We start from the raw sequence: 21785 nt of genomic DNA, 5'->3' as shown, positions 1-21785 counted from the left end.
TAGTAAATCTATGTTATACTATTGGTTACATATAATCTATCTCTATTTAGGTTCAAAATTTTTTTGGAAAAAAGTAGATTTAGAAGCTAATCTCACTCGTCATAGAAGGGTGAGTATTTTGGATTGTGATTCTTTAAAATACATGGCAAATTCCAAGTATTTCTATTACATGGATTTTATAAGGTTTGAGGTGCTTTTTCGTTCTAAACTTTATGATAACACTTTTAAAAAAGGTATATTCCCTGTGCTTGGTTCTCAAAAATTCATTTATAAGAAACCGCTAAAACGATGGACTAAATTTGACATCACTCTAGTCTTGGAAGGCTGGGATGATAAATGGGTGTATCATCGGCAGATTTTTAAACACATGGGCGAAGTGTATGCCATTGGATTTACTAAAGTTGCGTTTTGGAAACATAAAAAGGCACAAGATCTGACTAAAATATTAACCGATTGTGGTGTTAAAAAAACGGAGATGAATCCTTCTTCAGAGGTGCTAAATATTTTTGAAACAGATTATAAACTTTTAAAACATAACTTATAGGTTTAAAAATCAATAGTATGATCGAATTTAATTCTACAATCGAAGCTTTTCTACATTGGGAAAAAGAAACACCTAAAAACACCTTTTTAATTCAAAATTTTGAAGGGCATCAACATGTTTTTTCTTATTACGAAGCTGGCAGAGAGGTCAGAAAAATGGCATCCTATTTATTACAACTCAAATTACCTGAGAAGAGCCATGTTGCACTGCTTTCTAAAAATTGTTCGCATTGGATTCTTGCAGAATTGGCTATTTCTATGGCTGGCTATATATCTATTCCTATTTATCCGACTTTAGGTGCAAGAGGAGTTAATCAAATTTTAACTCACAGTGAAGCCAAGGCCATCATCATTGGTAAATTAGATAATTTTAAATCCCAAAAGAACGGCATACCAAATATTCCTATGATTAGTGTAAAAATATTTGGAGAACAGGTAGGACGATCATGGGAAGAAATTATTGAGAAAGAAGCTGAATTACTCGATTTTTCGATGCCTAAGGTTAACCAATTACAGACCATTATTTATACATCTGGCACTACTGGAAAACCAAAAGGTGTGATGCATACTTTTGGTAATTTTTCAATTAGCGCTAAGACTTTGGGTGGCCTATCCAAATTGCCTCTTTATCCAAAATTCTTTTCCTATTTACCATTAGCGCATGTAGCAGAACGCTGTGCTTATAATCTCATACTTTTTCAAGGAGGGCAATTAATTTTCGCACATTCGTTAGATTCATTTTCTAAAAATTTAATGGCTGTACAGCCAGACTTATTCTTTGCCGTTCCAAGAATTTGGGGCAAATTTCAAGAAAAAATACTAGAGACTATTCCGTACAAAAAATTGACATTATTATTATCTATTCCAATTTTAAACACTATAGTAAAGAAAAAAATTAAAAAAAAATTAGGCTTGTCTAAGGCTAGATTTATTGCTTCTGGTGCAGCACCAATTTCATCGGACTTGGTAAAATGGTACTCTAAAATTGGAATTACAATTCAGCAAATATATGGGATGACTGAAGATTGCTGTATTTCGCATAGTAATACACAGGGTCAAAGTAAAAATGGTACAGTAGGAAAGTCTTTAGAAGGTGTAACCACTAAACGTTCTGAAGGCGGTGAAATATTAATTCATAATAGTTGTCTTTTTAAAGGCTACTACAAAGCTCCAGACATTACTGCAACTGTATTTGATGAAGATCGCTATTTTAAAACAGGAGATATTGGTGATTATGATGATGAGGGTTATCTCACCATTACAGGTAGAATAAAAGACCAATTTAAAACCGATAAAGGAAAGTACATCTCTCCTTCTCCCATTGAATTGAAAATTTCGAAAAATACAGATATTGAACAAATCTGCTTAGTTGGCTTTGGCTTGCCACAGCCTATGGCATTAGTTACGATTTCAATATTAGGAAAAGCGAAAACCAAAGTAGAATTAAGTGAGAGCTTACAACAATCTATAGAAGAGGTTAATGCCTCTTTAAAAAAGTATGAACAAATTGAAAAAATAGTCGTGATGATGGACGAATGGAATACTACCAACGGGTTTACAACACCAAGTTTAAAAATAAAACGGCATAGCTTAGAAAAAGTATTTCAGTCATCATATTATAAATGGTATGCCTCTGAGCAGCGCGTGGTTTTTGAAGCTTAACTAAATATGTTTTTAGTTAATCATTTAGATAAAGGCGACTAATTAATAATAAATTTTAAAATAAATAAATATGAAAACAGTACTTATCACAGGAACAAGCAAAGGCATTGGCTTAGAAACAGCTTTGGCATTTGGTCGTGCAGGTTACAAAGTATTTGCTACAATGCGAAATCCCGATGCAGCTTCAGATTTGAAGCAAAAAATTAAAACCGAAGCTCTTGATGTTACCATAAGTAAAATGGATGTAGATGTTGATGCATCTGTAAAACAATGTATGGATACCATCATTCAAAAAGAAGGTGTAGATATATTGGTTAATAATGCAGGTATAGAGCGTCATGGTTCGGTTGAAGAGATGCCTATAGAAGATTTTCAGGCAGTTATGAATACCAATTATTTGGGAGTATTGCGCTGTACCAAAGCGGTATTACCTCAAATGCGATTAAATAAAAATGGCTGTATTATTAATGTCTCCTCAGTTGCAGGTCATATTTCTAACAGTCCTCTGGGTGCTTATGCCGCAAGTAAATATGCACTAGAAGCGATAAGTGAAGCTTTAGCGCAAGAAGTAAAGCCATTTAATATTAAGGTTGCAATAATAGAGCCAGGTATCATAAATACACAAATGGCAAGTGATATTTCTGTAGATGATACATCTATCTATCCACACTCAAAGCGCCAAGCAGGTCTTTTTGTAGCAGCGTTAAAAACACCAACACCACCAACGCTAGTTGCAAACAAGATTTTAGAAGTTGCAGAAAATAAGAACTGGAAATTAAGACATCCTGTTGGGCCAGATGCCGAGCCATTTATAGCATGGAGAGCCTCCATGAGCGATGAGCAGTGGGTGGATTGGAATGCTGCCAGCGACGAGGATTGGTACAAATCGGTTGAGCAAGATTTTGGGCTGAATGCTAGGTAGTAAAAAAAATAAGAGAAAAGTTCTAGTCGATTTTTTGTTAACATAGCATTTGATAATCTTAACGCTATTACTGTGTAAAGTCATTACTTTAGTATTATACATGTTTGAAAAATCAGTTCTTAAGGCTTGTTAATGTGTCTTTTTTTTGTAACATTTTACTAGTTTTAGAAACAAATAAGTAAGCCAACCATATCTACTATTTATTTCCTACTTGCAACCTAACTGTAAGCTAATGATTAAATTATTTCGACGCGTGCGTCAGCGGTTACTTACTGAAAATAAGTTCAGTAGATACTTCCTTTACGGAGTAGGCGAGATTTTATTAGTAGTTATAGGAATTCTCATTGCAGTGCAAATAAATGCATGGCACGAAAACAGAACCTTAAAGATTAATGAAACAAATATCCTCAGCCAGTTAAATATAGACCTAAAAGAAAATCATAAAGAACTTTTGGAACTTTATGAGTTTATGGAAGTTAGTAATTTATTTGGTAAAAAAATATTAAATCATTTACAGTATAAAAATGAGGTGACATACTCATTGCGTTATTGGGTAGAAGGGTTTGGTTCTAATAATATTTTCAACAATGCCAATACCACTTATAAAAATCTTGAAAATAGTTCTAATAATATTATATCTAACGACTCATTACGTCTTCGTATTACGCTGATGTATGAACTTGATTTTTCGAATGTTCATCGTCGCGAAGCCATGCTGTATGCAGAATATTTTCCTAATTACAAGAAAGAATTACTTAAAAATTTTAAAATTAGCCCAGTTATGAATCAGTGGTTGGACGAGGCTACTTTAGAAATTAACACACCGATTAATCTAAAAGAATTAAAACAAAATGAAAGCTATAAAAATGCTTTGGTGGACTTATACAATTTTAGGGCGTTACGATTAAAATGGCTAAAAAAATCCTTAGTAGATTTAGAACAACTTATTAAGGCTATTGATTGTGAAATTAAAGAAACTCTAACATGATTAAAATCTTCCGTCATATCCGTAAATCAATGATAAAAGAGAACAAAACCACCAAGTATCTGCTATATGCTATTGGAGAAATCATCCTTGTGGTCATTGGGATTTTAATTGCTTTATCCATAAATAATGCAAATGAAGGAAGAAAGGCTCGAAAGCAAGAAGTAAAATACTTAAAAAATTTACAAGCAGATCTACTATTAGAATTCAAAAATATTGATAGTATCATAGCTTTTAGATCTAATAAAGCAAAAGCCAGTGCACATTTACTAGATTTTAAAGAACTAGAAACAGTATCCCACTTTTTAACGTTTGAAGAGGCTATCTATCAAGTATTCTTTTGGCAAACCTTTATACCTACCAACAATACGTACAAAGAGCTACTTGGCTCAGGAAACCTAAATTATATTACAAATGATTCTATTAAAAATCACCTATTAGAACTTGATAAAAAGTATGTCTTTATTGCTAATGTAGAGCATCATATGCGTCGTGAATATGAAGAATATCTTTATGACATTTCCATACATAATAGCGAGATGTTAAATGCATTTGACTTTCAAAAAACAGCAGAAAATGGAGCGTTTGTTTTTATAGAGCCCTCACAAATTCCTGTTAATACATTAATCCCACAATACAAAAAAGTGTTAGGTATAAAATCTTTTATAAATGGTTTAAAGCTCTCAGTTATGAACAATGTAGCTCTTATAAATTATCATACTGAAATGACTGCTCATCTACAAAAATTGAACGAATTGATAATTGATGATTTAAAGAAAGATTGAATAGATGATTAAATTCTTTAGAAGAAGACGCCAATACTTAATTATGAAAAACAAAACAGGTCAATACTTTAAATACGCCATAGGCGAGATTATACTTGTAGTAATTGGAATTTTAATTGCGTTACAAATTAATAATTGAATGAGGGAAAAAAAGAACACAAAATTGCTACTATATTATCCAAATCGCTTATATAAGATTTGAAAAAAGACAAAGGCTTCTTATAAAAGCACTCACATTCTTTAAATACAGTAAACCAATGATTTAACCCTTTAGAAGAACACGTTAAAACATGATATAAGAAAACAAAACAAGGAAAAATATGCTTTACGCCATTGATAAAATCATCCTCGTAGTGATTTGTATTCTTATTGCGTTTCAAATTAAGAACTGAAATGAGGGATGAAAGGAAAGTAGAGATGAGGAATAATTACTATTAAATTTGCACTCAGTTTTTAGTAAAAATTTAAACCGTTTAATCAGTAATTAAATTGATAGACACACTTGAATTAGCACTGAATACAACTCTGAATAAAGTTGGAAAAACACCTCCTACAGGTTTAAGCATTAAAGAGGTCGATAGTCTTCTATATTACTGTCTATCTAATCCTTTTTTGGGTAGAACGGAATTTGTTTTACGCGACCTAGAAAGCTCAGTACATTTAAGAAAAATTTCTAGTGATAGTCTTAAAAATAGTTGTATGGTTATTCGATGATCTCTACAAGCATTACAGATCGTAAAGATGAAGCTAACATAGCTTAGACTATTTTAAGGAAAATGGCTAATAACACATTAAGGCAATTGGATCGATTTGGTGATAATACAGGAAATATAACTCCTTTAAATTATAATCATTTTAAGCTTTTTAGCAATCCTGTTTTTGAAAGCGCTATTCTATTATTGATTGTTTAGTATTTGCAAGACAAAGACGTTAACGTTTTGTAAGAGAAAGAAAAGACATACAGAGTGTAATTAATTTGTGACAAAAGAGTCAATGATAATTAATTAGATTATGGTAAGAATTCAATGAATTTTGATACCTCAAATAATTTGAAATTCTGCGTTTAAGAGATTTTCAAGTGTTTTAATTTTTAAACAACTTAAAAAATAGCAAAAATCAATTTTAAGCCATTTTTTAAGCGTTTTAAGCCACTTTTAAGTAATCAACAAATGTTTATAATTCTCAATTTCAATCCATAAAAAGCTTTTAAAAAGCACTTAAAAAGCGTATATTTGTTAGTGTAAAAAAATGATACAAATGTGTCATTTTTTTATGCCATAAATAGAACTAAAATTTATACAAATTATTATGAGCGACAAAAAAGAAGAATTTAATAAGCACAATTATTCAGCAGATTCTATTCAGGCCTTAGAAGGTATGGAACATGTGCGTATGCGCCCTTCCATGTATATTGGAGATGTTGGTACAAGAGGGCTTCATCACTTGGTTTATGAAGTCGTTGATAACTCTATTGATGAGGCATTAGCTGGGCATTGTGATAATATAACTGTTACTATCAACGAAGATAATTCAATAACTACAGAAGATGATGGACGTGGTATTCCTATAGATTTGCATAAAAAAGAAGGTGTTTCTGCCCTAGAGGTTGTAATGACTAAGATTGGTGCTGGTGGTAAATTTGATAAAGATTCTTATAAAGTTTCGGGCGGATTACATGGTGTTGGTGTCAGTTGTGTAAATGCTTTATCAGAACATTTAAAAGCTACGGTATTTAGAGAAGGTAAAGTTTACGAGCAAGAATACGAACGTGGTAAAGCAATGTATCCGGTTAAACAAGTAGGAGAGACCGATAAAAGAGGTACAACTGTTACTTTTAGGCCAGATTCAACAATTTTTACACTGACCTTAGAATATAGCTATGATACGTTAGCGAGTCGTTTACGTGAATTGGCCTATTTAAATAAAGGGATTACTATTCACTTAATAGATAGACGAACTAAGAAAGACGATGGTGAGTTTGAAGGAGAAACCTTTCATTCTACAGAAGGTCTAAAAGAATTTATCAAATTCTTAGATAGCAACAGAGAGCCTTTAATGAAAGACGTTATTGCCTTTGAGGGTGAAAAGAATGGCGTACCAGTTGAGGTAGCTATGATATACAATACCTCTTATGCTGAGAATTTACACTCTTACGTAAACAATATTAATACACATGAAGGTGGAACACATTTGTCTGGTTTTCGTCGTGGATTAACGCATACACTTAAGAAGTTCGCAGACGGTTCTGGTATGTTAGACAAGTTAAAGTTTGATATCGCTGGTGATGATTTTCGTGAAGGCTTAACAGCTATTATTTCTGTAAAAGTTCAAGAACCTCAGTTCGAAGGTCAGACAAAAACAAAATTAGGAAACAGAGAAGTTTCTGCTGCGGTAAGTCAATCTGTATCAGAAATGCTTACGGATTATTTAGAAGAGCATCCAGATGATGCTAAGACAATTGTTCAGAAAGTAATATTAGCCGCACAAGCACGTCATGCTGCTCAAAAAGCACGTGAAATGGTACAGCGTAAAACGGTAATGAGTATTGGTGGTTTACCTGGTAAATTATCAGATTGTTCTGAGCAAGATCCTTCTAAATGTGAAGTTTATCTCGTTGAGGGAGATTCGGCAGGCGGAACAGCAAAACAAGGACGTGATAGAATGTTTCAGGCTATTTTGCCATTAAGAGGTAAGATTCTTAATGTAGAAAAAGCAATGACTCATAAGGTTTTTGAAAACGAAGAAATCAAAAATATCTTTACAGCTTTAGGAGTTACCATCGGAACAGAAGAAGATAGTAAAGCTTTAAATCTTTCAAAATTAAGATACCATAAAATTGTTATTATGTGTGATGCAGATATCGATGGTTCTCACATTGAAACTTTAATTTTAACATTTTTCTTCCGTTATATGAAAGAGTTAATTGAAAACGGACATATATATATTGCAACACCACCTTTATTTTTAGTAAAGAAAGGAGCAAAAAAAGAATATGCATGGAATGATGATGAACGTCTAGCATTAATGGAACAGTATGGTGATGGAGCAAAAATTCAACGTTATAAAGGTCTTGGAGAAATGAATGCGTCTCAACTTTGGGATACAACTATGAACCCTGAGTTTAGAACCTTACGTCAAATTTTTATTGAAAATGGTGTAGAAGCAGATCGTGTTTTTTCAATGCTAATGGGAGATGAAGTTCCACCTCGTAGAGAGTTTATAGAAAAGAATGCGATTTATGCAAATATTGATGCATAGATAATAAAAATTTGATATTTCAAATTCGAAAAATGCCCTTTTTAGGGCATTTTTTATGTCTTCTTTTTTAGTGGTTTCTCGATAATACAATTCTTCGATAAAACGCATTAAAAATCGACAAAATGCGTTTTGTCAATTATTTTTCATAGATTTACAATAACCTTTAACCTTAAAACCATGAAAAAATTAGTTATCTTATTTATTATAGTATCTAGTATGCAGTATAGTAAAGCTCAAGAACTTGAGACTATTCTATTGGCTGCAGATGATGCAAGTTTGCTTACACAAAACTATTTAAGTCCTGTAATGGAAGGATTAATGTATAGTATGAATGGTGGTTGGGCAACTACAGCAAAGGTTCATAAAAAATTTGGATTCGATTTAACTATAGGTCTAAATGCTTCTTTTGTACCAGATAAAGCACAAACATTTGCATTTGTTCCTAGTGATTATTCGTTTTTATCATTGCCAAATGGTGAAACGAAATTGCAAACAGTAATGAGTGAAAACGATGTTGAAACTAATGTAGATATTTCTATCCCAAATGGTGATGGTACATTTAAAGTAGCCAGTTTTAATATGCCTGGCGGTATTACAGAAGATTTGCCTGTTAATGCAGTGCCAGCTCCAACTGTTCAGATAGGTTTTGGATTGCCTTTTAAGACAGACATAAAAGCAAGATTTGTTCCAAATTTAAATTTTGATGATGATGTAGAAGCCAACCTAATAGGATTTGGTTTACAGCACGATTTAACACAATATTTAGGACCGTTAGATAAATTACCACTTAGTATCTCAATTCTAGGTGCTTTCTCAAACATGAAAGTTACATACGCTATAAAGGATGAAGATGCAACTGACAATGTAATTGTAAATAATGGCGAGGCGGAATTTAAAATGAACACATGGACTTTACAAGCCTTAGCTTCATTAGACTTTAAAATAATAACATTTTATGGTAGTGTAGGTTATAACAATGGTAAGACCACAACAAAGATGAAGGGAGATTATACATTAACTTATGATGTAGAAGATAGTAATGGAAACCAAATTGGTACAATAGATGAAACCATAAGCAATCCAATAAATCTAGAATTTGAAGCCAATGGTATGCGTGCTACTATTGGTACACGATTAAATTTAAGTATTTTTAAAATATTTGCCGATTACACATTTCAGAATTATAATACAGCCACAGTTGGTATCGCATTCAGTGTAAGATAAAAATACATGTTTTTTATATAGAAAAGAGTAGCCTAGGTTGCTCTTTTTTTTATTTACCAATAGTATGATTTATATCATGGAATTTCGAGCTTAAAGCTTTAAATTTGTATTCGATTTTTTAACGTTATAAATTTAAATTTAAATAAAAATGAAAATAACAGTAGTTGGTGCAGGAGCAGTAGGAGCGAGTTGTGCAGAGTATATTGCTATTAAAAACTTTGCTTCAGAAGTTGTAATATTAGATATTAAAGAAGGTTATGCAGAAGGTAAAGCAATGGACTTAATGCAATGTGCTTCTCTTAATGGTTTTGATACTAAAATTATAGGTAGTACAAACGATTATTCTAAAACTGCAAATAGCGATATTTGTGTTATTACCTCAGGTATTCCTCGTAAGCCAGGTATGACAAGGGAAGAGTTAATAGGTATTAACGCTGGTATCGTAAAAATGGTATCTTCAAGCTTAGTAGAGCATTCGCCAAATACGATTATTATAGTAGTTAGTAATCCAATGGATACCATGACTTACTTAGTACATAAAACGATAGATCTTCCAAAAAATAGAATTATAGGAATGGGTGGAGCATTAGATTCTGCACGTTTTAAATATAGATTAGCTGAAGCTTTAGAGGCTCCAATCAGCGATGTTGACGGAATGGTTATTGGTGGACATAGCGATAAAGGTATGGTGCCATTAACATCTCATGCGACAAGAAATAGTATTAAAGTCTCTGAGTTCTTGTCAGAAGATCGTTTAAATAAAGTAAAAGAAGACACTAAAGTAGGTGGTGCAACATTAACTAAGTTATTAGGTACGTCTGCTTGGTATGCTCCAGGTGCAGCAGTAAGCGGATTAGTTCAAGCAATAGCTTGCGACCAAAAGAAAATGTTTCCGTGCTCTACATTCTTAGAAGGCGAATATGGTTTAAATGATCTATGTATTGGTGTGCCAGTAATTCTTGGTAAAAATGGTATTGAGAAAATCGTAGATGTTCCATTAAATGCTGCTGAGAAAGCGCATATGATAGAAAGCGCAGAAGGTGTTAAGAAAACTAATAGTTTATTGGAGTTGTAATTATAACAACATTATAGATTAAATTTAATAGAAACTGTAGAAATACTCTCGATAACTATCGGGAGTATTTTTGCTTATATTTGCCGCATGAAAATCAAGTTGCAGTTTGGAATTTTTGTTACCCTATTAGCGTTTTTAGGAACGTACTTAGAGCAAACAACTGTACCTAATCAGCAAATTGTTATTCAGTTTTCGGATGCCAATATTTCTTCTGAAGATACTGAAAACACCATCGAAATTGTTAAAAAACAATTGCAAAGTATTGGTGTTACCCATATTACAATTGGGCAACGCGAAGACGGGAAACTTAAAATTACGTATTTCAGTAATGCTGATGTAGAGCGTATTCAGAATATACTTTCAAATGAAGACCGTTTTAAATTTGCTTATAACTCTGGTGATAACAGTTCCAACGATTTCCCTAAAAACAGAAATGTAAAAGACTACGAGCTTAATATTTCAGAAATTAAGAATAGTAGTGATGTTAATTGGAATTTTGAAGGCATTCAAATTACAGAGCTTAACCAAAAAAGTGATCGTTTTTATAACCCAAAGGTTAAAGCTTCTGACGAAAAATTTAACTCTGAGCAGAGCAATAGTATCGTCAATGTTGTAATTAAAGTAAATAAAACTGTTGCCTTAGCAATAGATAATATATCTCACATAATTCCTGAGGTGAGAGCAGGACCTTCTATTATGGAATTTATAATCTAAAATAATTCACATTTATTCAGAAAAGCTTTTGTCATTCAATCAGAAAGCTAAAAAACCATTTATAACATAAAAAACAATTGTCGGATTAGACCGTAAACTCTATATTTGCGCCCAGATTTTTGAATAAAAATTTTCGACATTAAATAACTAAAACAATGCAAAACAAAGGAATAATTAAGCTTTTTGCTATTTTATTTGGTTTGGTAAGTATTTACCAATTATCATTTACATTTAAAGCCAACCAAATAGAAGATGCTGCGAAAGAGGCTGCTGTAGCACAATATGATGAAACAGTAGATAACTATCAAGATTTGAGAAACCTTGCTGAGCTTCGCTATCTCGATTCATTAAAAACCTCTAAAACAAAAGTAGGTGATGATTTTGAGCCTATAGAAGTTTATAACTTAGGAGTATCTCAATATACTTACACTGAGGTTGAGGATAACGCCATGAAATTAGGTTTAGACCTTAAAGGTGGTATTAATGCCATTATCCAAATCTCTGTAAAAGATATTTTAAAAGGATTATCAAATAATAGTAAAGATCCTATTTTTAATAAAGCATTAGACGATGCAGAAGAGTTACAAAAAGATGCTCAAGAATCGTATTTAGAATCTTTTTTTAGAGCTTTTGATGAGATTAAAGGGGATACTAAATTAGCTTCGCCAGATATTTTTGCTAATCGCGATTTAAGCGACGTGATTAAATTTGATATGTCTGATGATGATGTAAAAGGAATCATTGAAACTAAGATCGACGAGTCTATAGTATCTGCATTCGAAGTATTACGTAATCGTATTGATGGTTTTGGTGTATCGTCACCAAACATTCAACGTTTAGGTAACTCTGGTCGTATTTTAATAGAATTACCAGGAGCTAAAGATAAAAAGCGTGTTGTAGATATTATTACTAAAACAGCACAGTTACAATTTTGGGAAACCTATAAGACTCAAGAAGTTTTACCTTATGTTCTTCAGGTTAATCAAGCTTTAGTTGAGGCTAAAAAAGCAGAAGAAACTAAAGACGAAGTTGTAGAAACTACTGAAATTAAAGATAGTGTCGCAAATGTTATTGACGATTTAACAGGGCAGATAGAAACGGATTCAACAAATGTAGCAGATGTAAATCCGTTAGGTATTCAAGGTTATGGAAATGGTGGTTCTGTTATTGGTATGTTCTTAGCTAAGGATAAGAAAAAGGTTATAACACACTTAAATGACTCTAAAAATAGAGCAACCTTACCTGCAGAGATGCGTTATATAAAGTTTGTTTGGGGAATCCAAGAAAATGATTCTGAGTTTTCTGAGCTATATGCTATTAAAAGTAATAGAGATGGTGTGCCAGAATTAAGTGGAGCTGTTATTACAGATGCAAGACAAGATTTTGACCAACTTAGCAGACCAGCAGTAAGCATGCAAATGAATGCTAAAGGAGCTAAGACTTGGGAAGAAATGACTAAGAAGGCTTATGAGACACAAGGTTTTATTGCTATTGTATTAGATAATATTGTGTATTCTGCACCAAGTGTTTCTACAGGGCCAATCTCTGGTGGCAACTCGCAAATATCTGGATCATTTTCATTAACAGAAGCTGTGGATTTAGCTAACGTTTTAAGAGCTGGTAAATTACCTGCTTCTGCAGAAATCGTTCAGGCAGAAGAAATTGGACCTTCATTAGGACAAGAAGCTATTGATAGTGGTATGAAATCATTCCTTATCGCGTTAGCATTTGTTTTATTATGGATGGTATTTTATTATGGAAAATCAGGGATTTTTGCAGATATCGCATTACTATTAAACATCTTATTAATTTTTGGTGTATTAGCAAGTTTAGGTGCTGTGTTAACATTACCTGGTATTGCAGGTATCGTATTAACGATTGGTATTTCGGTAGATGCGAACGTTCTTATCTTTGAACGTATTCGGGAAGAACTAGCAAAAGGAAAATCGAGTAAAGAGTCAGTTAAAGATGGTTTCTCTAATGCTTTATCTTCAATTTTAGATGCGAATATCACTACAGGTTTAACAGCATTAATCTTATTTGTATTTGGTACAGGACCAATTAAAGGTTTCGCAACAACTTTAATCATAGGTATTTTAACATCATTGTTTACAGCGATATTCATTACGAGATTACTTGTAGATTGGTACGTGAACAGAGGAGGGAAATTAGATTTCTCTACTACTATGACCAAAGGTTTATTTAAGAATGTAAATATTGATTTCTTAAAGAAACGTAAGATAGCTTATGTGATTTCTGGAGTATTAATTTTAGCGAGTTTAAGCTCTTTATTTACAACAGGATTAGACCAAGGTATCGATTTCGTTGGTGGTAGAACTTACCAAGTACGTTTTGAGCAACCAGTAAGTATTGAAGAAGTAAAAGGAGATCTTAATGCCGTATTTAATAGTGCTGAAGCTAAAACTATTGGTGGCGACAATCAATTAAAGATTTCTACAAAGTTTAGAGTTGATGATAACTCGACTGAAGCAGACGAAGATGTGCAATCTAAATTATTTGGAGCTTTACAAAAGTACTTACCTGCAGGAATGACTTATCAAGAATTCTTAGATGGTTCTGGTGATGCTAAAATAGGTAAAATGTCATCTAGTAAAGTAAGTCCAACCATTGCAGATGATATTCAGAAGGCCTCGATTTGGGCAGTCTTAGGATCATTAGTGGTTGTATTCTTATATATCTTATTTAGATTTAAGAAATGGCAGTTCTCACTTGGTGCGGTAGCAGCAGTATTCCATGATGTATTAATTGTATTAGGTATCTTCTCTTTAACATGGAGATTCATGCCATTTAGTATGGAGATAGATCAAGCGTTTATTGCGGCAATCTTAACGGTAATTGGTTACTCATTAAATGATACGGTTGTTGTATTCGATAGAATTAGAGAGTTTTTAAACGAGCACACAAGTTGGAAATTTGATAAAACAATAAATGAATCTTTAAACAGTACATTAAGTAGAACATTAAATACCTCTGTTACTACATTAGTAGTACTATTGGCTATGTTCGCTTTTGGTGCAGATTCATTAAGAGGTTTATTATTTGCCTTAATCGTAGGTGTATTAGTAGGTACGTATTCATCGTTGTTTATTGCAACGCCAATTATGTACGATACAGCGAAAAAAGGTGATGCAGCAGAAGCTTTAAAGGATAAAGTAAAAGAAGAAGACGAAGCTTAAGCTTTTAATATAATTGTTATTCTGAACTTGTTTCAGAATCTAAAAATGCCTTTCTTAATTGAAAGGCATTTTTTTGTTTTTATAAGTTAGTCTAAAAAATTAGAAGTTAGAATGAGAAGTATATTTAAACCTACTATGATAGCAATAATCTGAATAATCAGTTTTACAACTTTCCTTTGGTCATCTACGTCTGAAACGAATCTCGTTTCCGTATTTGCAACAATTTTATTAGCTATGATTATTTTAGTTATAATTGCCATATCAGCATCGAGTAAAAAATATCTAATGCCTCCACTGAAATCTAATTGTTCTTTAATGTTACTAAGAAAGCCAATGTTGTTATGTTGTAATTGAGATTCAAAAATAATTTGATCTTTTGGTAAGATATAGAGTTTGTAATGCTATTTAATGTGAATATTGCCGGCTGATATTTTAGAGTAAATTTTTCCCTATTATTAAATTGACTACGTCTAATAAAATTGGGCTCAACGTTACTATTATGGCGATGGTAACACCACAAATAAATAATTTTGGCATTACTATTTTATACAAAGGATACATTACCCTTCGTGTTATTAATTGTACAGCCCAACCAAGTGTATAACAAATATTTGCACCAATAAAATACAATATAAAAAAGAAAAGCGCACCAACAACAAGCATTGGCCCAGCATTGAATGTAACTAATCTTTCACCTTCAGGTAAGAAGGGTAACAATTTGTAATCAATGTAGAGAAATAAGATTAATATAAGATTAAATGGAATTCGACGTAGTTCCCACCAGAGCACAATTTTATACCATTTTCTTTCTGATATATCAACGTTAAATATTCTGCTCAAAATAGTCATATAAGTAAAGATTTATTCTAAAACCTCAAACTCAATTCTATCACCAACGCTAAGTTGCCATGTGTCAGATAACCCACCATTAATTTCTAAAACATACTTTGCAGGTGCATCAGATGGGAGAGAGGTTTCATCAAAAGGTTTTGCATTTTTTTGAAAACTCACTATTGTTTTAGTTTCATCGATATAGATAATATCTAAAGGAATCTTTGTGTTCTTCATATAGAAACTACGCAACTGAACATCCGGAAATATAAATAACATCCCATGATTAACTTCAAGGGTAGTTCTATACATTAAACCTGTTTGAGTTTCGTATTCATTATCTGCTATTTCAATATCTAAAGTTTTTATAATCGAATCTGATTTTCTAATTTTTAGAACACCTTCTTTCTTAAAACTAACAACAACTTTAGCTTCAACTTTTATAGACTTATCTTCTTTACAGTTAAGAACTGGTAAAAGCATTAAAAAGGCTATTGAATATTTAATTAAAGCTTTCAACTGTACTAACTCAATTTTGTTTTTGGTTTATAAACAAACATAAAGTATAGACCAATTAGCACAAAAGGAATACTTAACCACTGACCAGTATTTAAAATCCAATCAGCACGTTCTATATTTTGCGCTTCTTTTACATATTCTACAAAGAAACGCACTGTCCAAAGTAGTACTAAAAACAGACCAAATAAGAAACCTGGCTGTTCAGATTTTTTCGTTTTCCAATAGAAATAAAAAAGAATAAGAAATACAAAAATATAAGAAAACGCTTCATATAATTGAGCTGGATGCCTTGCTTGTGTTTCTCCAAGTTGTTTAAACACAACACCAAATACTGAATCAGTTTCTTTTCCTATGATTTCAGAATTAATAAAATTACCTATTCTAACAAATACAGCACCTAACGCAACAGGTATTACTACACGATCTAATATCCATAGCACAGTTTTGTGCAATACTTTTCTGTTGTAGAGATACATGGATATAATCATAGCGATGGCAGCACCATGACTCGCCAAGCCTTGAAAACCTGTAAATTCAAATCCTCCTTTAAATTTAAAAGGCAAAAAGATGCTAAAGAAGTCTTCTGTAATTAATTCAGATTGATAGAAGATCACATGACCCAAACGTGCTCCTAGCATAATGCCTAAAACAGAATAGATGAATAATGAATCTAAAGCTTCATCAGACTGACCTTCTTTTCGGTAAATACGTTTGGTGATGTAGAAGCCTAAAATAAAGGCTACAATCCACATGACGCTATAGAAATGAAGCTCAAAAAAACCTAGATCAAGAGATTTAATCGGATCCCAAACAATCTTTAATAAATGCATAGATGTTCTTTTATGTGGTAAATATAATGAAGTGATTTTAACTTTTTGTTTTGTAGCGAAAATTATAGATTTTTTAACTTGCTGAAGCCTTTTTTAAATAGCATAGCCTTAGCTACGGTATAAGAAAAAATCGAAATCAAGATAAAACAAGATGAATTTGCAGTAAAAGGAAGAAGTTAAAATTACTTCAATAATTTTGATAGGTATTCAAAATACCATTAACGTAAAATTAATCTTCTTTAGGTGGAACTGGATCAAAACCATTGCCTCCCCAAGGCGACAGAGCGTTTAGAAAATGTACGGAGTACATTTTTAGTGAATGGGCGAGCTGGCGCACGAGGGAACATTTTTAGTTGTCATCCTTCTTAGGAACTGGATCAAAACCTTTGCCTCCCCAAGGATGACAGCTAAAAATTCGTTTTATAGCCAATCGTCCTCCTTTTAAAAAACCATGAACTTCTAATGCTTCTTTGGCATAATGCGAACATGTCGGTTGGTATCTACAAGTTGCTGGTGTAATTGGTGAGATTATGGTTTGATAAACTTTAATGAGAAATAAAAACGGATATGTTAAGATTTTTTTCACGATTAGTTAGTCGTAAAAGTAGTGCCTTCCCTACTATCATTGAGTTGAATACCAGCTTCGGCCAATTCATCTCTTATCTTATCTGATAAAGCAAAGTCTTTATTTAGTCTTGCTTCTTTTCTAAGGTTAATTAAAATTTCAATAGCACCAGCTAGTTTATCACTACCAGAACTTTCTTTTGAAACATTGACTAGGCCTAAAATATCGAATGTAAAAGAATAAATAGTTTGCTTTAATAACTCTAAATCTTCCGAAGTTACGCTGGCACTTCCATCATTTGTCTGATTGATGAATTTTACAGCATCAAAAAGATTAGCAATTAGAATAGGAGTATTAAAATCGTCATTCATGGCATCATAACATTTCTGATTCCATTCTGAAACATTAAATGTAGATGTAGAGCTCGATTTTAAACTATCAATTAAACTAATGGCATCCATTAATCTGTTGAAGCCTTTTTCTGCGGCTTGCAAACCGTCATCAGTTAAATCTAAAACACTTTTGTACGACGCTTGCATCATAAAAAAGCGAATCACACTTGGGTTGAAACCTTTAGACATTATATCATTATCTCCAGAAAGTAATTCAGCCGGATTAATATAATTACCTGTAGATTTACTCATACGAGCTCCGTTGAGTTCTAGCATATTGGCATGCATCCAATATTTAACAGGATCTTGACCTTTTGCCGCTTGGTTTTGTGCAATTTCACATTCGTGATGTGGGAATTTTAAATCCATTCCACCTCCATGAACATCAAAGTATTCTCCAAGATATTTGGTGCTCATCGCAGTACACTCTAGGTGCCAACCAGGAAATCCGTCACTCCAAGGAGATGGCCAACGCATAATATGAGCAAGTTCAGCCTTTTTCCAAAGCGCAAAATCCTGAGGGTTTTTCTTGTCACTTTGACCATCTAGCGCTCTCGTATTATGAATTAAGTCTTCTAATTTACGTTTGCTTAAAATACCGTATTCGTTAGATTCATTGTATTTGTGTACGTCAAAATAAACAGAGCCATTAACTGCATAAGCAAATCCATTTTCAATGATAGTTTCAATTAATTCTATCTGCTCTATAATATGACCTGTTGCAGTAGGCTCAATACTTGGAGGTAAAAAATTAAAAGTGTTTAATACATTATGAAAATCTACAGTATAACGTTGTACAATTTCCATAGGTTCTATGGCTTCTAATCTTGCTTTCTTAGTGATTTTATCTTCACCTACATCTGCATCATTCTCTAAATGACCAGCATCAGTAATATTACGCACGTAGCGTACTTTATAGCCTAAGTGTTTAAAGTAACGGAAAATCATGTCGAAAGACATAAATGTTCTCACATTACCTAAATGAACATTGCTATAAACGGTTGGGCCGCAAACATACATACCAATATGACCTGCTATTATTGGTTCGAAGATTTCCTTTTCACCAGATAGCGTATTGTATATTTTTATTTGATGAGTATTGTATAAAGGCATGATGCGAATTTGAAATATTGTATAAACAAAACTAAAGAACTAGCTTAGAGAAAGCAAGTTAAAACTGCGTGTCTAATTGAATGTAGTCTAATAACTCTCTACGTATTTCTTTTTCTTTGAATTTTCCACCGAACTCAGAAGTTACTGTACTACTTTCAATATCTCTAATACCTCTAGAATTTACACACAGATGTTTAGCATCTATAATACAAGCAACATCTTCCGTATTTAGGACACTTTGAAGTTCTTTTACAATTTGAATAGTTAAACGCTCTTGTACCTGAGGTCGTTTAGCATAATAATCAACAATTCTATTCATTTTAGACAATCCAACTACTGTGCCATTAGAAATATAGGCAACATGTGCACGACCAACTATAGGTAATAAATGATGTTCGCAAGTAGAATAAACAGTTATGTTTTTTTCTACCAGCATTTCACCATATTTATATTTATTATTAAACGTTGAAGCCTTTGGTTTTTTATCAGGGTCTAATCCTCCAAAAACCTCATTAACAAACATCTTAGCTACACGTTTTGGTGTGCCTTTTAGACTATCATCATTAAGATCTAGACCTAAAGTTTCTAATATATGTCTTACATCATCTTTAATGATGTCTATTTTCTCATTATTTGATAATTTAAAGGCGTCTGACCGCATAGGTGTATCAATAGACGATCCTATATGATCGTCACCCAAAGCATCAATATCATTAAAATCACTATCGATTTTCATTATAAAAACTTATTTATCAATTTTTAAAAGCAAGTCGCAAAGATAAGTAATAAAAATAGCATCAAGAAGGGTAGGAGTTTTAATATTAAAGCTGTTATATAGTTAAAACCGTTAAAATGCCAATTACATTGATGAATTAACATCGGTTTCCCTAAAATTTTCTTAATTTTCGAAACTTTAAAAATTCCCTATATAGCATGAAAAAAATATTACTACTCTTAACGATTTTTATATTAGCTTTTAATGGCTACGGACAGAATCATAAAAGTACAATTCAATTTCCAGAAAATGTTGATAAACCATTGACAAAGAAGGAGAAAATAATGATAAAAGAAGTTTATCAATCTAAAGCTAAAGAAATTGTATTTAGTAAACAGGACTATTTAAAAGACATAAAGCATCTTTTAAGAAATAGAATTACAATTTATATAGATAACAATGTTAAAACTCAAAAAAAGTGCAAGCTCCTTTCAGAAGTACCACTGCTAAACACGTATAATAAAAATCTTAAGCGAGATACTAAATTTGATATTTCAAATTTTAATCCTTTAAAATATCAATTAGATTTTTTTGCTAGAGGCACGTATTTGTATCGTATAGATGGCACAAATTATTTTATTCAGATTACTTCTCAGTACAGAAAAAATCTTAAAAATTAATATTAACTGATAAAACAGTATAATGAAAAATATTTTACTCTTACTTACTCTCTTAATTTCAAGTATAGGATTCTCTCAAGATATTAGCATGCAAAATGGTACATTTAGTCAATGTACCGATGTGTTTTATGATTCTGGAGGGGAATTTGGGAATTATGGTCTAGATGAGAATTTAGTAACTACAATTTGCTCAGATGTAGCTGGAGATTTTGTAGCATTAGAATTTACTGAATTTTTCACCCAACAAGGTCTTAATATAGACACAATGAATATTTATGACGGAGACGATACATCTGCAGATTTGATAGGTAGTTTCGCAGGAACGACTAATCCCGGTACGATATCTGCTTCTTCAACCAATGTCTCTGGTTGTTTAACAATAGAGTTTATTTCCAACGATTCTGGCACAGCTAATGGTTGGGCTGCTAATATTCAGTGTTTTACTCCTTGTCAAACAATTGCGGCTTCTATTGATAGCACAACTCCTGCTGCTGTTTTAGGAACTATTGAGGTAGATCCAGGAGAACAAATTACTTTTGATGGTAGTGCAATTTTTTCAAATGATGGAACTGGTGCAATTTATACTTGGGATTTTGGTAATGGTGATACACTTATTGGTGCAACTGTTAATTATGCATATCCCAACCCTGGTAATTATACTGTAACCCTTACTGTCACTGATACAAATCCATTAGGTTGTACAGGTACGGATAATTCAATTGTAGTAAATGTTTTAGATAACGATACATGTGCTGGTGCGCTGCCAATTTGTGATGGTATTAGTGATGTCCCATCTCCTGTCGGAACAGGAGCTGCAGAAGCAGGGATTGATTATGGTTGTTTAGGCTCACAGCCTAGACCTAGATGGTACTTTATGCAAACTGGTGATGTTGCTGGAGATCTAAGTTTTACATTAACCCAAACTAATGGGACTGGTGGTACAGGTGGTGGTAATGATGTGGACTTTATTATATGGGGACCGTTTTCTCAGCCAGAATGCGGCTCATCAAACTTAAACTCTACAACACAAGTAGATTGTAGTTTTTCTGCAGCTGCAATAGAACAAATAGATATACCCAATGCTCCTGCTAATTCTTATTATGTCTTGCTAATAACAAATTATAGTACTTCTGCGGGTTTTATTAATTTAGAATTAAATCCAGATCCTAATTCTAATGCCACTACAAATTGTGATATTATTTGTCAGGTAGAATTAGGTGATGACCAAGAATTATGTAATGGGGATGATTATACTATAACCCCTTCTTTTAATGGTGCTTTTAATACCTTTGAATGGCAAAAAGATGGAGTCACTATAGTTGGTGAAACAAGTTCTACGCTTACTGTAACTGAATCTGGCACCTATAAATTAATTGCTGATGGTTCTGATGCAGTTTTTGGTGACCCTTGTACTTCAGAAGATGAGGTTATTATTAGTATAGCAGATGCTTTTACATTAAATGATATTACATTGACAGAATGTAGTTCTACCACTACTGCTGATTTTAATTTAGACAATGCAATTGTTGACACTTTAAATCCATTAGACCCAGTGGATTATACAGCGTCCTTTCACGCTACTCAATTGGATGCGGAAAATAATAATTCAGCTATATTAAACACAAATTCATATTCTGGAATTGATGGTGATGTTGTATATGTAAGAGTTGTAGCTAATGGCACTAGTTGTTTTTCTACAAGTACAATTACATTGAACCTTTCAGCCCAACCCACGATTAATTCTGCGAATAATATAGAGTTATGCGATGATATAA

20 protein-coding genes are annotated in these 21785 nt (G+C 32.6%); 14 read left to right on the top strand and 6 right to left on the bottom strand.

What is annotated here, in order from left to right:
* The first annotated feature begins 10 nt into the window (after positions 1-10).
* From AAC053_RS07445 to secDF, 12 genes are all read left to right on the top strand, one after another.
* Positions 11-544, top strand: a complete 534-nt coding sequence (locus tag AAC053_RS07445) for an acyl-CoA thioesterase (protein ID WP_339754800.1) — start codon at positions 11-13, stop codon at positions 542-544.
* Positions 545-561: 17 nt separating this feature from the next.
* Positions 562-2205: an AMP-binding protein gene (locus AAC053_RS07440; RefSeq protein ID WP_339754798.1), complete on the top strand. Its 1644-nt coding sequence runs from the start codon at positions 562-564 to the stop codon at positions 2203-2205.
* Positions 2206-2275: 70 nt separating this feature from the next.
* The gene (locus AAC053_RS07435) at positions 2276-3127 is read left to right on the top strand and encodes an SDR family oxidoreductase (RefSeq protein ID WP_339754796.1); all 852 of its coding nucleotides are present in this window, start codon (positions 2276-2278) and stop codon (positions 3125-3127) included.
* 232 nt (positions 3128-3359) lie between these two features.
* Complete coding sequence (locus AAC053_RS07430) at positions 3360-4115, top strand: hypothetical protein (protein ID WP_339754794.1); 756 nt, start codon at positions 3360-3362, stop codon at positions 4113-4115.
* Entirely contained in the window at positions 4112-4897 is a 786-nt protein-coding gene (locus AAC053_RS07425; protein ID WP_339754791.1) for a DUF6090 family protein, read from the top strand. Before AAC053_RS07430 ends, AAC053_RS07425 begins: the two co-directional genes overlap by 4 nt.
* Positions 4898-5386: 489 nt before the next feature.
* Positions 5387-5611 carry a hypothetical protein gene (locus tag AAC053_RS07420; protein WP_339754788.1) on the top strand — a complete coding sequence of 75 codons (225 nt, stop codon included), beginning with the start codon at positions 5387-5389 and terminating at the stop codon, positions 5609-5611.
* A gap of 62 nt (positions 5612-5673) precedes the next feature.
* Entirely contained in the window at positions 5674-5808 is a 135-nt protein-coding gene (locus AAC053_RS07415) for a hypothetical protein (protein ID WP_339754785.1), read from the top strand.
* A 397-nt stretch (positions 5809-6205) separates the two neighbouring features.
* A complete protein-coding gene (gyrB, locus tag AAC053_RS07410; RefSeq protein ID WP_339754782.1) occupies positions 6206-8155 on the top strand; it encodes a DNA topoisomerase (ATP-hydrolyzing) subunit B in 1950 nt (649 codons plus the stop codon).
* Between the two features lie 177 nt (positions 8156-8332).
* Positions 8333-9379 carry a DUF6588 family protein gene (locus AAC053_RS07405; protein ID WP_339754781.1) on the top strand — a complete coding sequence of 349 codons (1047 nt, stop codon included), beginning with the start codon at positions 8333-8335 and terminating at the stop codon, positions 9377-9379.
* A 148-nt stretch (positions 9380-9527) separates the two neighbouring features.
* Positions 9528-10454: a malate dehydrogenase gene (locus AAC053_RS07400; protein ID WP_339754779.1), complete on the top strand. Its 927-nt coding sequence runs from the start codon at positions 9528-9530 to the stop codon at positions 10452-10454.
* An 87-nt stretch (positions 10455-10541) separates the two neighbouring features.
* Positions 10542-11168 carry a hypothetical protein gene (locus AAC053_RS07395; RefSeq protein WP_339754777.1) on the top strand — a complete coding sequence of 209 codons (627 nt, stop codon included), beginning with the start codon at positions 10542-10544 and terminating at the stop codon, positions 11166-11168.
* Positions 11169-11323: 155 nt separating this feature from the next.
* Positions 11324-14365: a protein translocase subunit SecDF gene (gene secDF / locus AAC053_RS07390; RefSeq protein WP_339754775.1), complete on the top strand. Its 3042-nt coding sequence runs from the start codon at positions 11324-11326 to the stop codon at positions 14363-14365.
* A gap of 432 nt (positions 14366-14797) precedes the next feature.
* Here secDF and AAC053_RS07385 read toward each other — a convergent pair whose 3' ends face one another.
* From AAC053_RS07385 to folE, 6 genes are all read right to left on the bottom strand, one after another.
* A complete protein-coding gene (locus AAC053_RS07385; RefSeq protein WP_339754772.1) occupies positions 14798-15205 on the bottom strand; it encodes a hypothetical protein in 408 nt (135 codons plus the stop codon).
* Positions 15206-15226: 21 nt separating this feature from the next.
* Positions 15227-15679, bottom strand: coding sequence for a DUF192 domain-containing protein (locus AAC053_RS07380; RefSeq protein ID WP_339754770.1), 453 nt, complete (start codon positions 15677-15679; stop codon positions 15227-15229).
* Positions 15680-15720: 41 nt separating this feature from the next.
* A complete protein-coding gene (gene lgt, locus AAC053_RS07375) occupies positions 15721-16545 on the bottom strand; it encodes a prolipoprotein diacylglyceryl transferase (RefSeq protein ID WP_339754767.1) in 825 nt (274 codons plus the stop codon).
* 349 nt (positions 16546-16894) lie between these two features.
* On the bottom strand, positions 16895-17131 hold the full coding sequence (gene yidD / locus AAC053_RS07370; RefSeq protein WP_339754763.1) for a membrane protein insertion efficiency factor YidD: 237 nt from the start codon (positions 17129-17131) through the stop codon (positions 16895-16897).
* A gap of 2 nt (positions 17132-17133) precedes the next feature.
* Entirely contained in the window at positions 17134-18615 is a 1482-nt protein-coding gene (gene cysS / locus AAC053_RS07365) for a cysteine--tRNA ligase (protein ID WP_339754760.1), read from the bottom strand.
* 58 nt (positions 18616-18673) lie between these two features.
* Positions 18674-19351, bottom strand: a complete 678-nt coding sequence (folE, locus tag AAC053_RS07360; RefSeq protein WP_339754756.1) for a GTP cyclohydrolase I FolE — start codon at positions 19349-19351, stop codon at positions 18674-18676.
* 197 nt (positions 19352-19548) lie between these two features.
* Between folE and AAC053_RS07355 the strand changes: the two genes are divergently transcribed.
* Both AAC053_RS07355 and AAC053_RS07350 read left to right on the top strand, forming a co-directional pair.
* A complete protein-coding gene (locus AAC053_RS07355; RefSeq protein ID WP_339754752.1) occupies positions 19549-20010 on the top strand; it encodes a hypothetical protein in 462 nt (153 codons plus the stop codon).
* A 22-nt stretch (positions 20011-20032) separates the two neighbouring features.
* Positions 20033-21785, top strand: a 1753-nt coding sequence (locus tag AAC053_RS07350) for a PKD domain-containing protein (RefSeq protein WP_339754747.1), incomplete at its 3' end; no start/stop codon positions are given.

Origin of the sequence: uncultured Winogradskyella sp. (genome assembly GCF_963975125.1) — a bacterium.
Classification (GTDB): Bacteria; Bacteroidota; Bacteroidia; order Flavobacteriales; family Flavobacteriaceae; genus Winogradskyella.
This window is presented reverse-complemented; position numbering and strand designations above follow the sequence as displayed.

Bases quoted from the DNA above. Each gene is read 5' to 3' on its own strand.
- AAC053_RS07400 (WP_339754779.1), top strand. From the start codon at position 9,528: ATGAAAATAACAGTAGTTGGTGCAGGAGCAGTAGGAGCGAGTTGTGCA.
- AAC053_RS07405 (WP_339754781.1), top strand. From the start codon at position 8,333: ATGAAAAAATTAGTTATCTTATTTATTATAGTATCTAGTATGCAGTAT.
- AAC053_RS07355 (WP_339754752.1), top strand. From the start codon at position 19,549: ATGAAAAAAATATTACTACTCTTAACGATTTTTATATTAGCTTTTAAT.
- AAC053_RS07380 (WP_339754770.1), bottom strand. From the start codon at position 15,679: ATGCTTTTACCAGTTCTTAACTGTAAAGAAGATAAGTCTATAAAAGTT.
- AAC053_RS07415 (WP_339754785.1), top strand. From the start codon at position 5,674: ATGGCTAATAACACATTAAGGCAATTGGATCGATTTGGTGATAATACA.
- folE (WP_339754756.1), bottom strand. From the start codon at position 19,351: ATGAAAATCGATAGTGATTTTAATGATATTGATGCTTTGGGTGACGAT.
- AAC053_RS07445 (WP_339754800.1), top strand. From the start codon at position 11: ATGTTATACTATTGGTTACATATAATCTATCTCTATTTAGGTTCAAAA.
- lgt (WP_339754767.1), bottom strand. From the start codon at position 16,545: ATGCATTTATTAAAGATTGTTTGGGATCCGATTAAATCTCTTGATCTA.
- gyrB (WP_339754782.1), top strand. From the start codon at position 6,206: ATGAGCGACAAAAAAGAAGAATTTAATAAGCACAATTATTCAGCAGAT.
- AAC053_RS07440 (WP_339754798.1), top strand. From the start codon at position 562: ATGATCGAATTTAATTCTACAATCGAAGCTTTTCTACATTGGGAAAAA.
- AAC053_RS07435 (WP_339754796.1), top strand. From the start codon at position 2,276: ATGAAAACAGTACTTATCACAGGAACAAGCAAAGGCATTGGCTTAGAA.
- cysS (WP_339754760.1), bottom strand. From the start codon at position 18,615: ATGCCTTTATACAATACTCATCAAATAAAAATATACAATACGCTATCT.
- AAC053_RS07430 (WP_339754794.1), top strand. From the start codon at position 3,360: ATGATTAAATTATTTCGACGCGTGCGTCAGCGGTTACTTACTGAAAAT.
- AAC053_RS07425 (WP_339754791.1), top strand. From the start codon at position 4,112: ATGATTAAAATCTTCCGTCATATCCGTAAATCAATGATAAAAGAGAAC.
- AAC053_RS07395 (WP_339754777.1), top strand. From the start codon at position 10,542: ATGAAAATCAAGTTGCAGTTTGGAATTTTTGTTACCCTATTAGCGTTT.
- secDF (WP_339754775.1), top strand. From the start codon at position 11,324: ATGCAAAACAAAGGAATAATTAAGCTTTTTGCTATTTTATTTGGTTTG.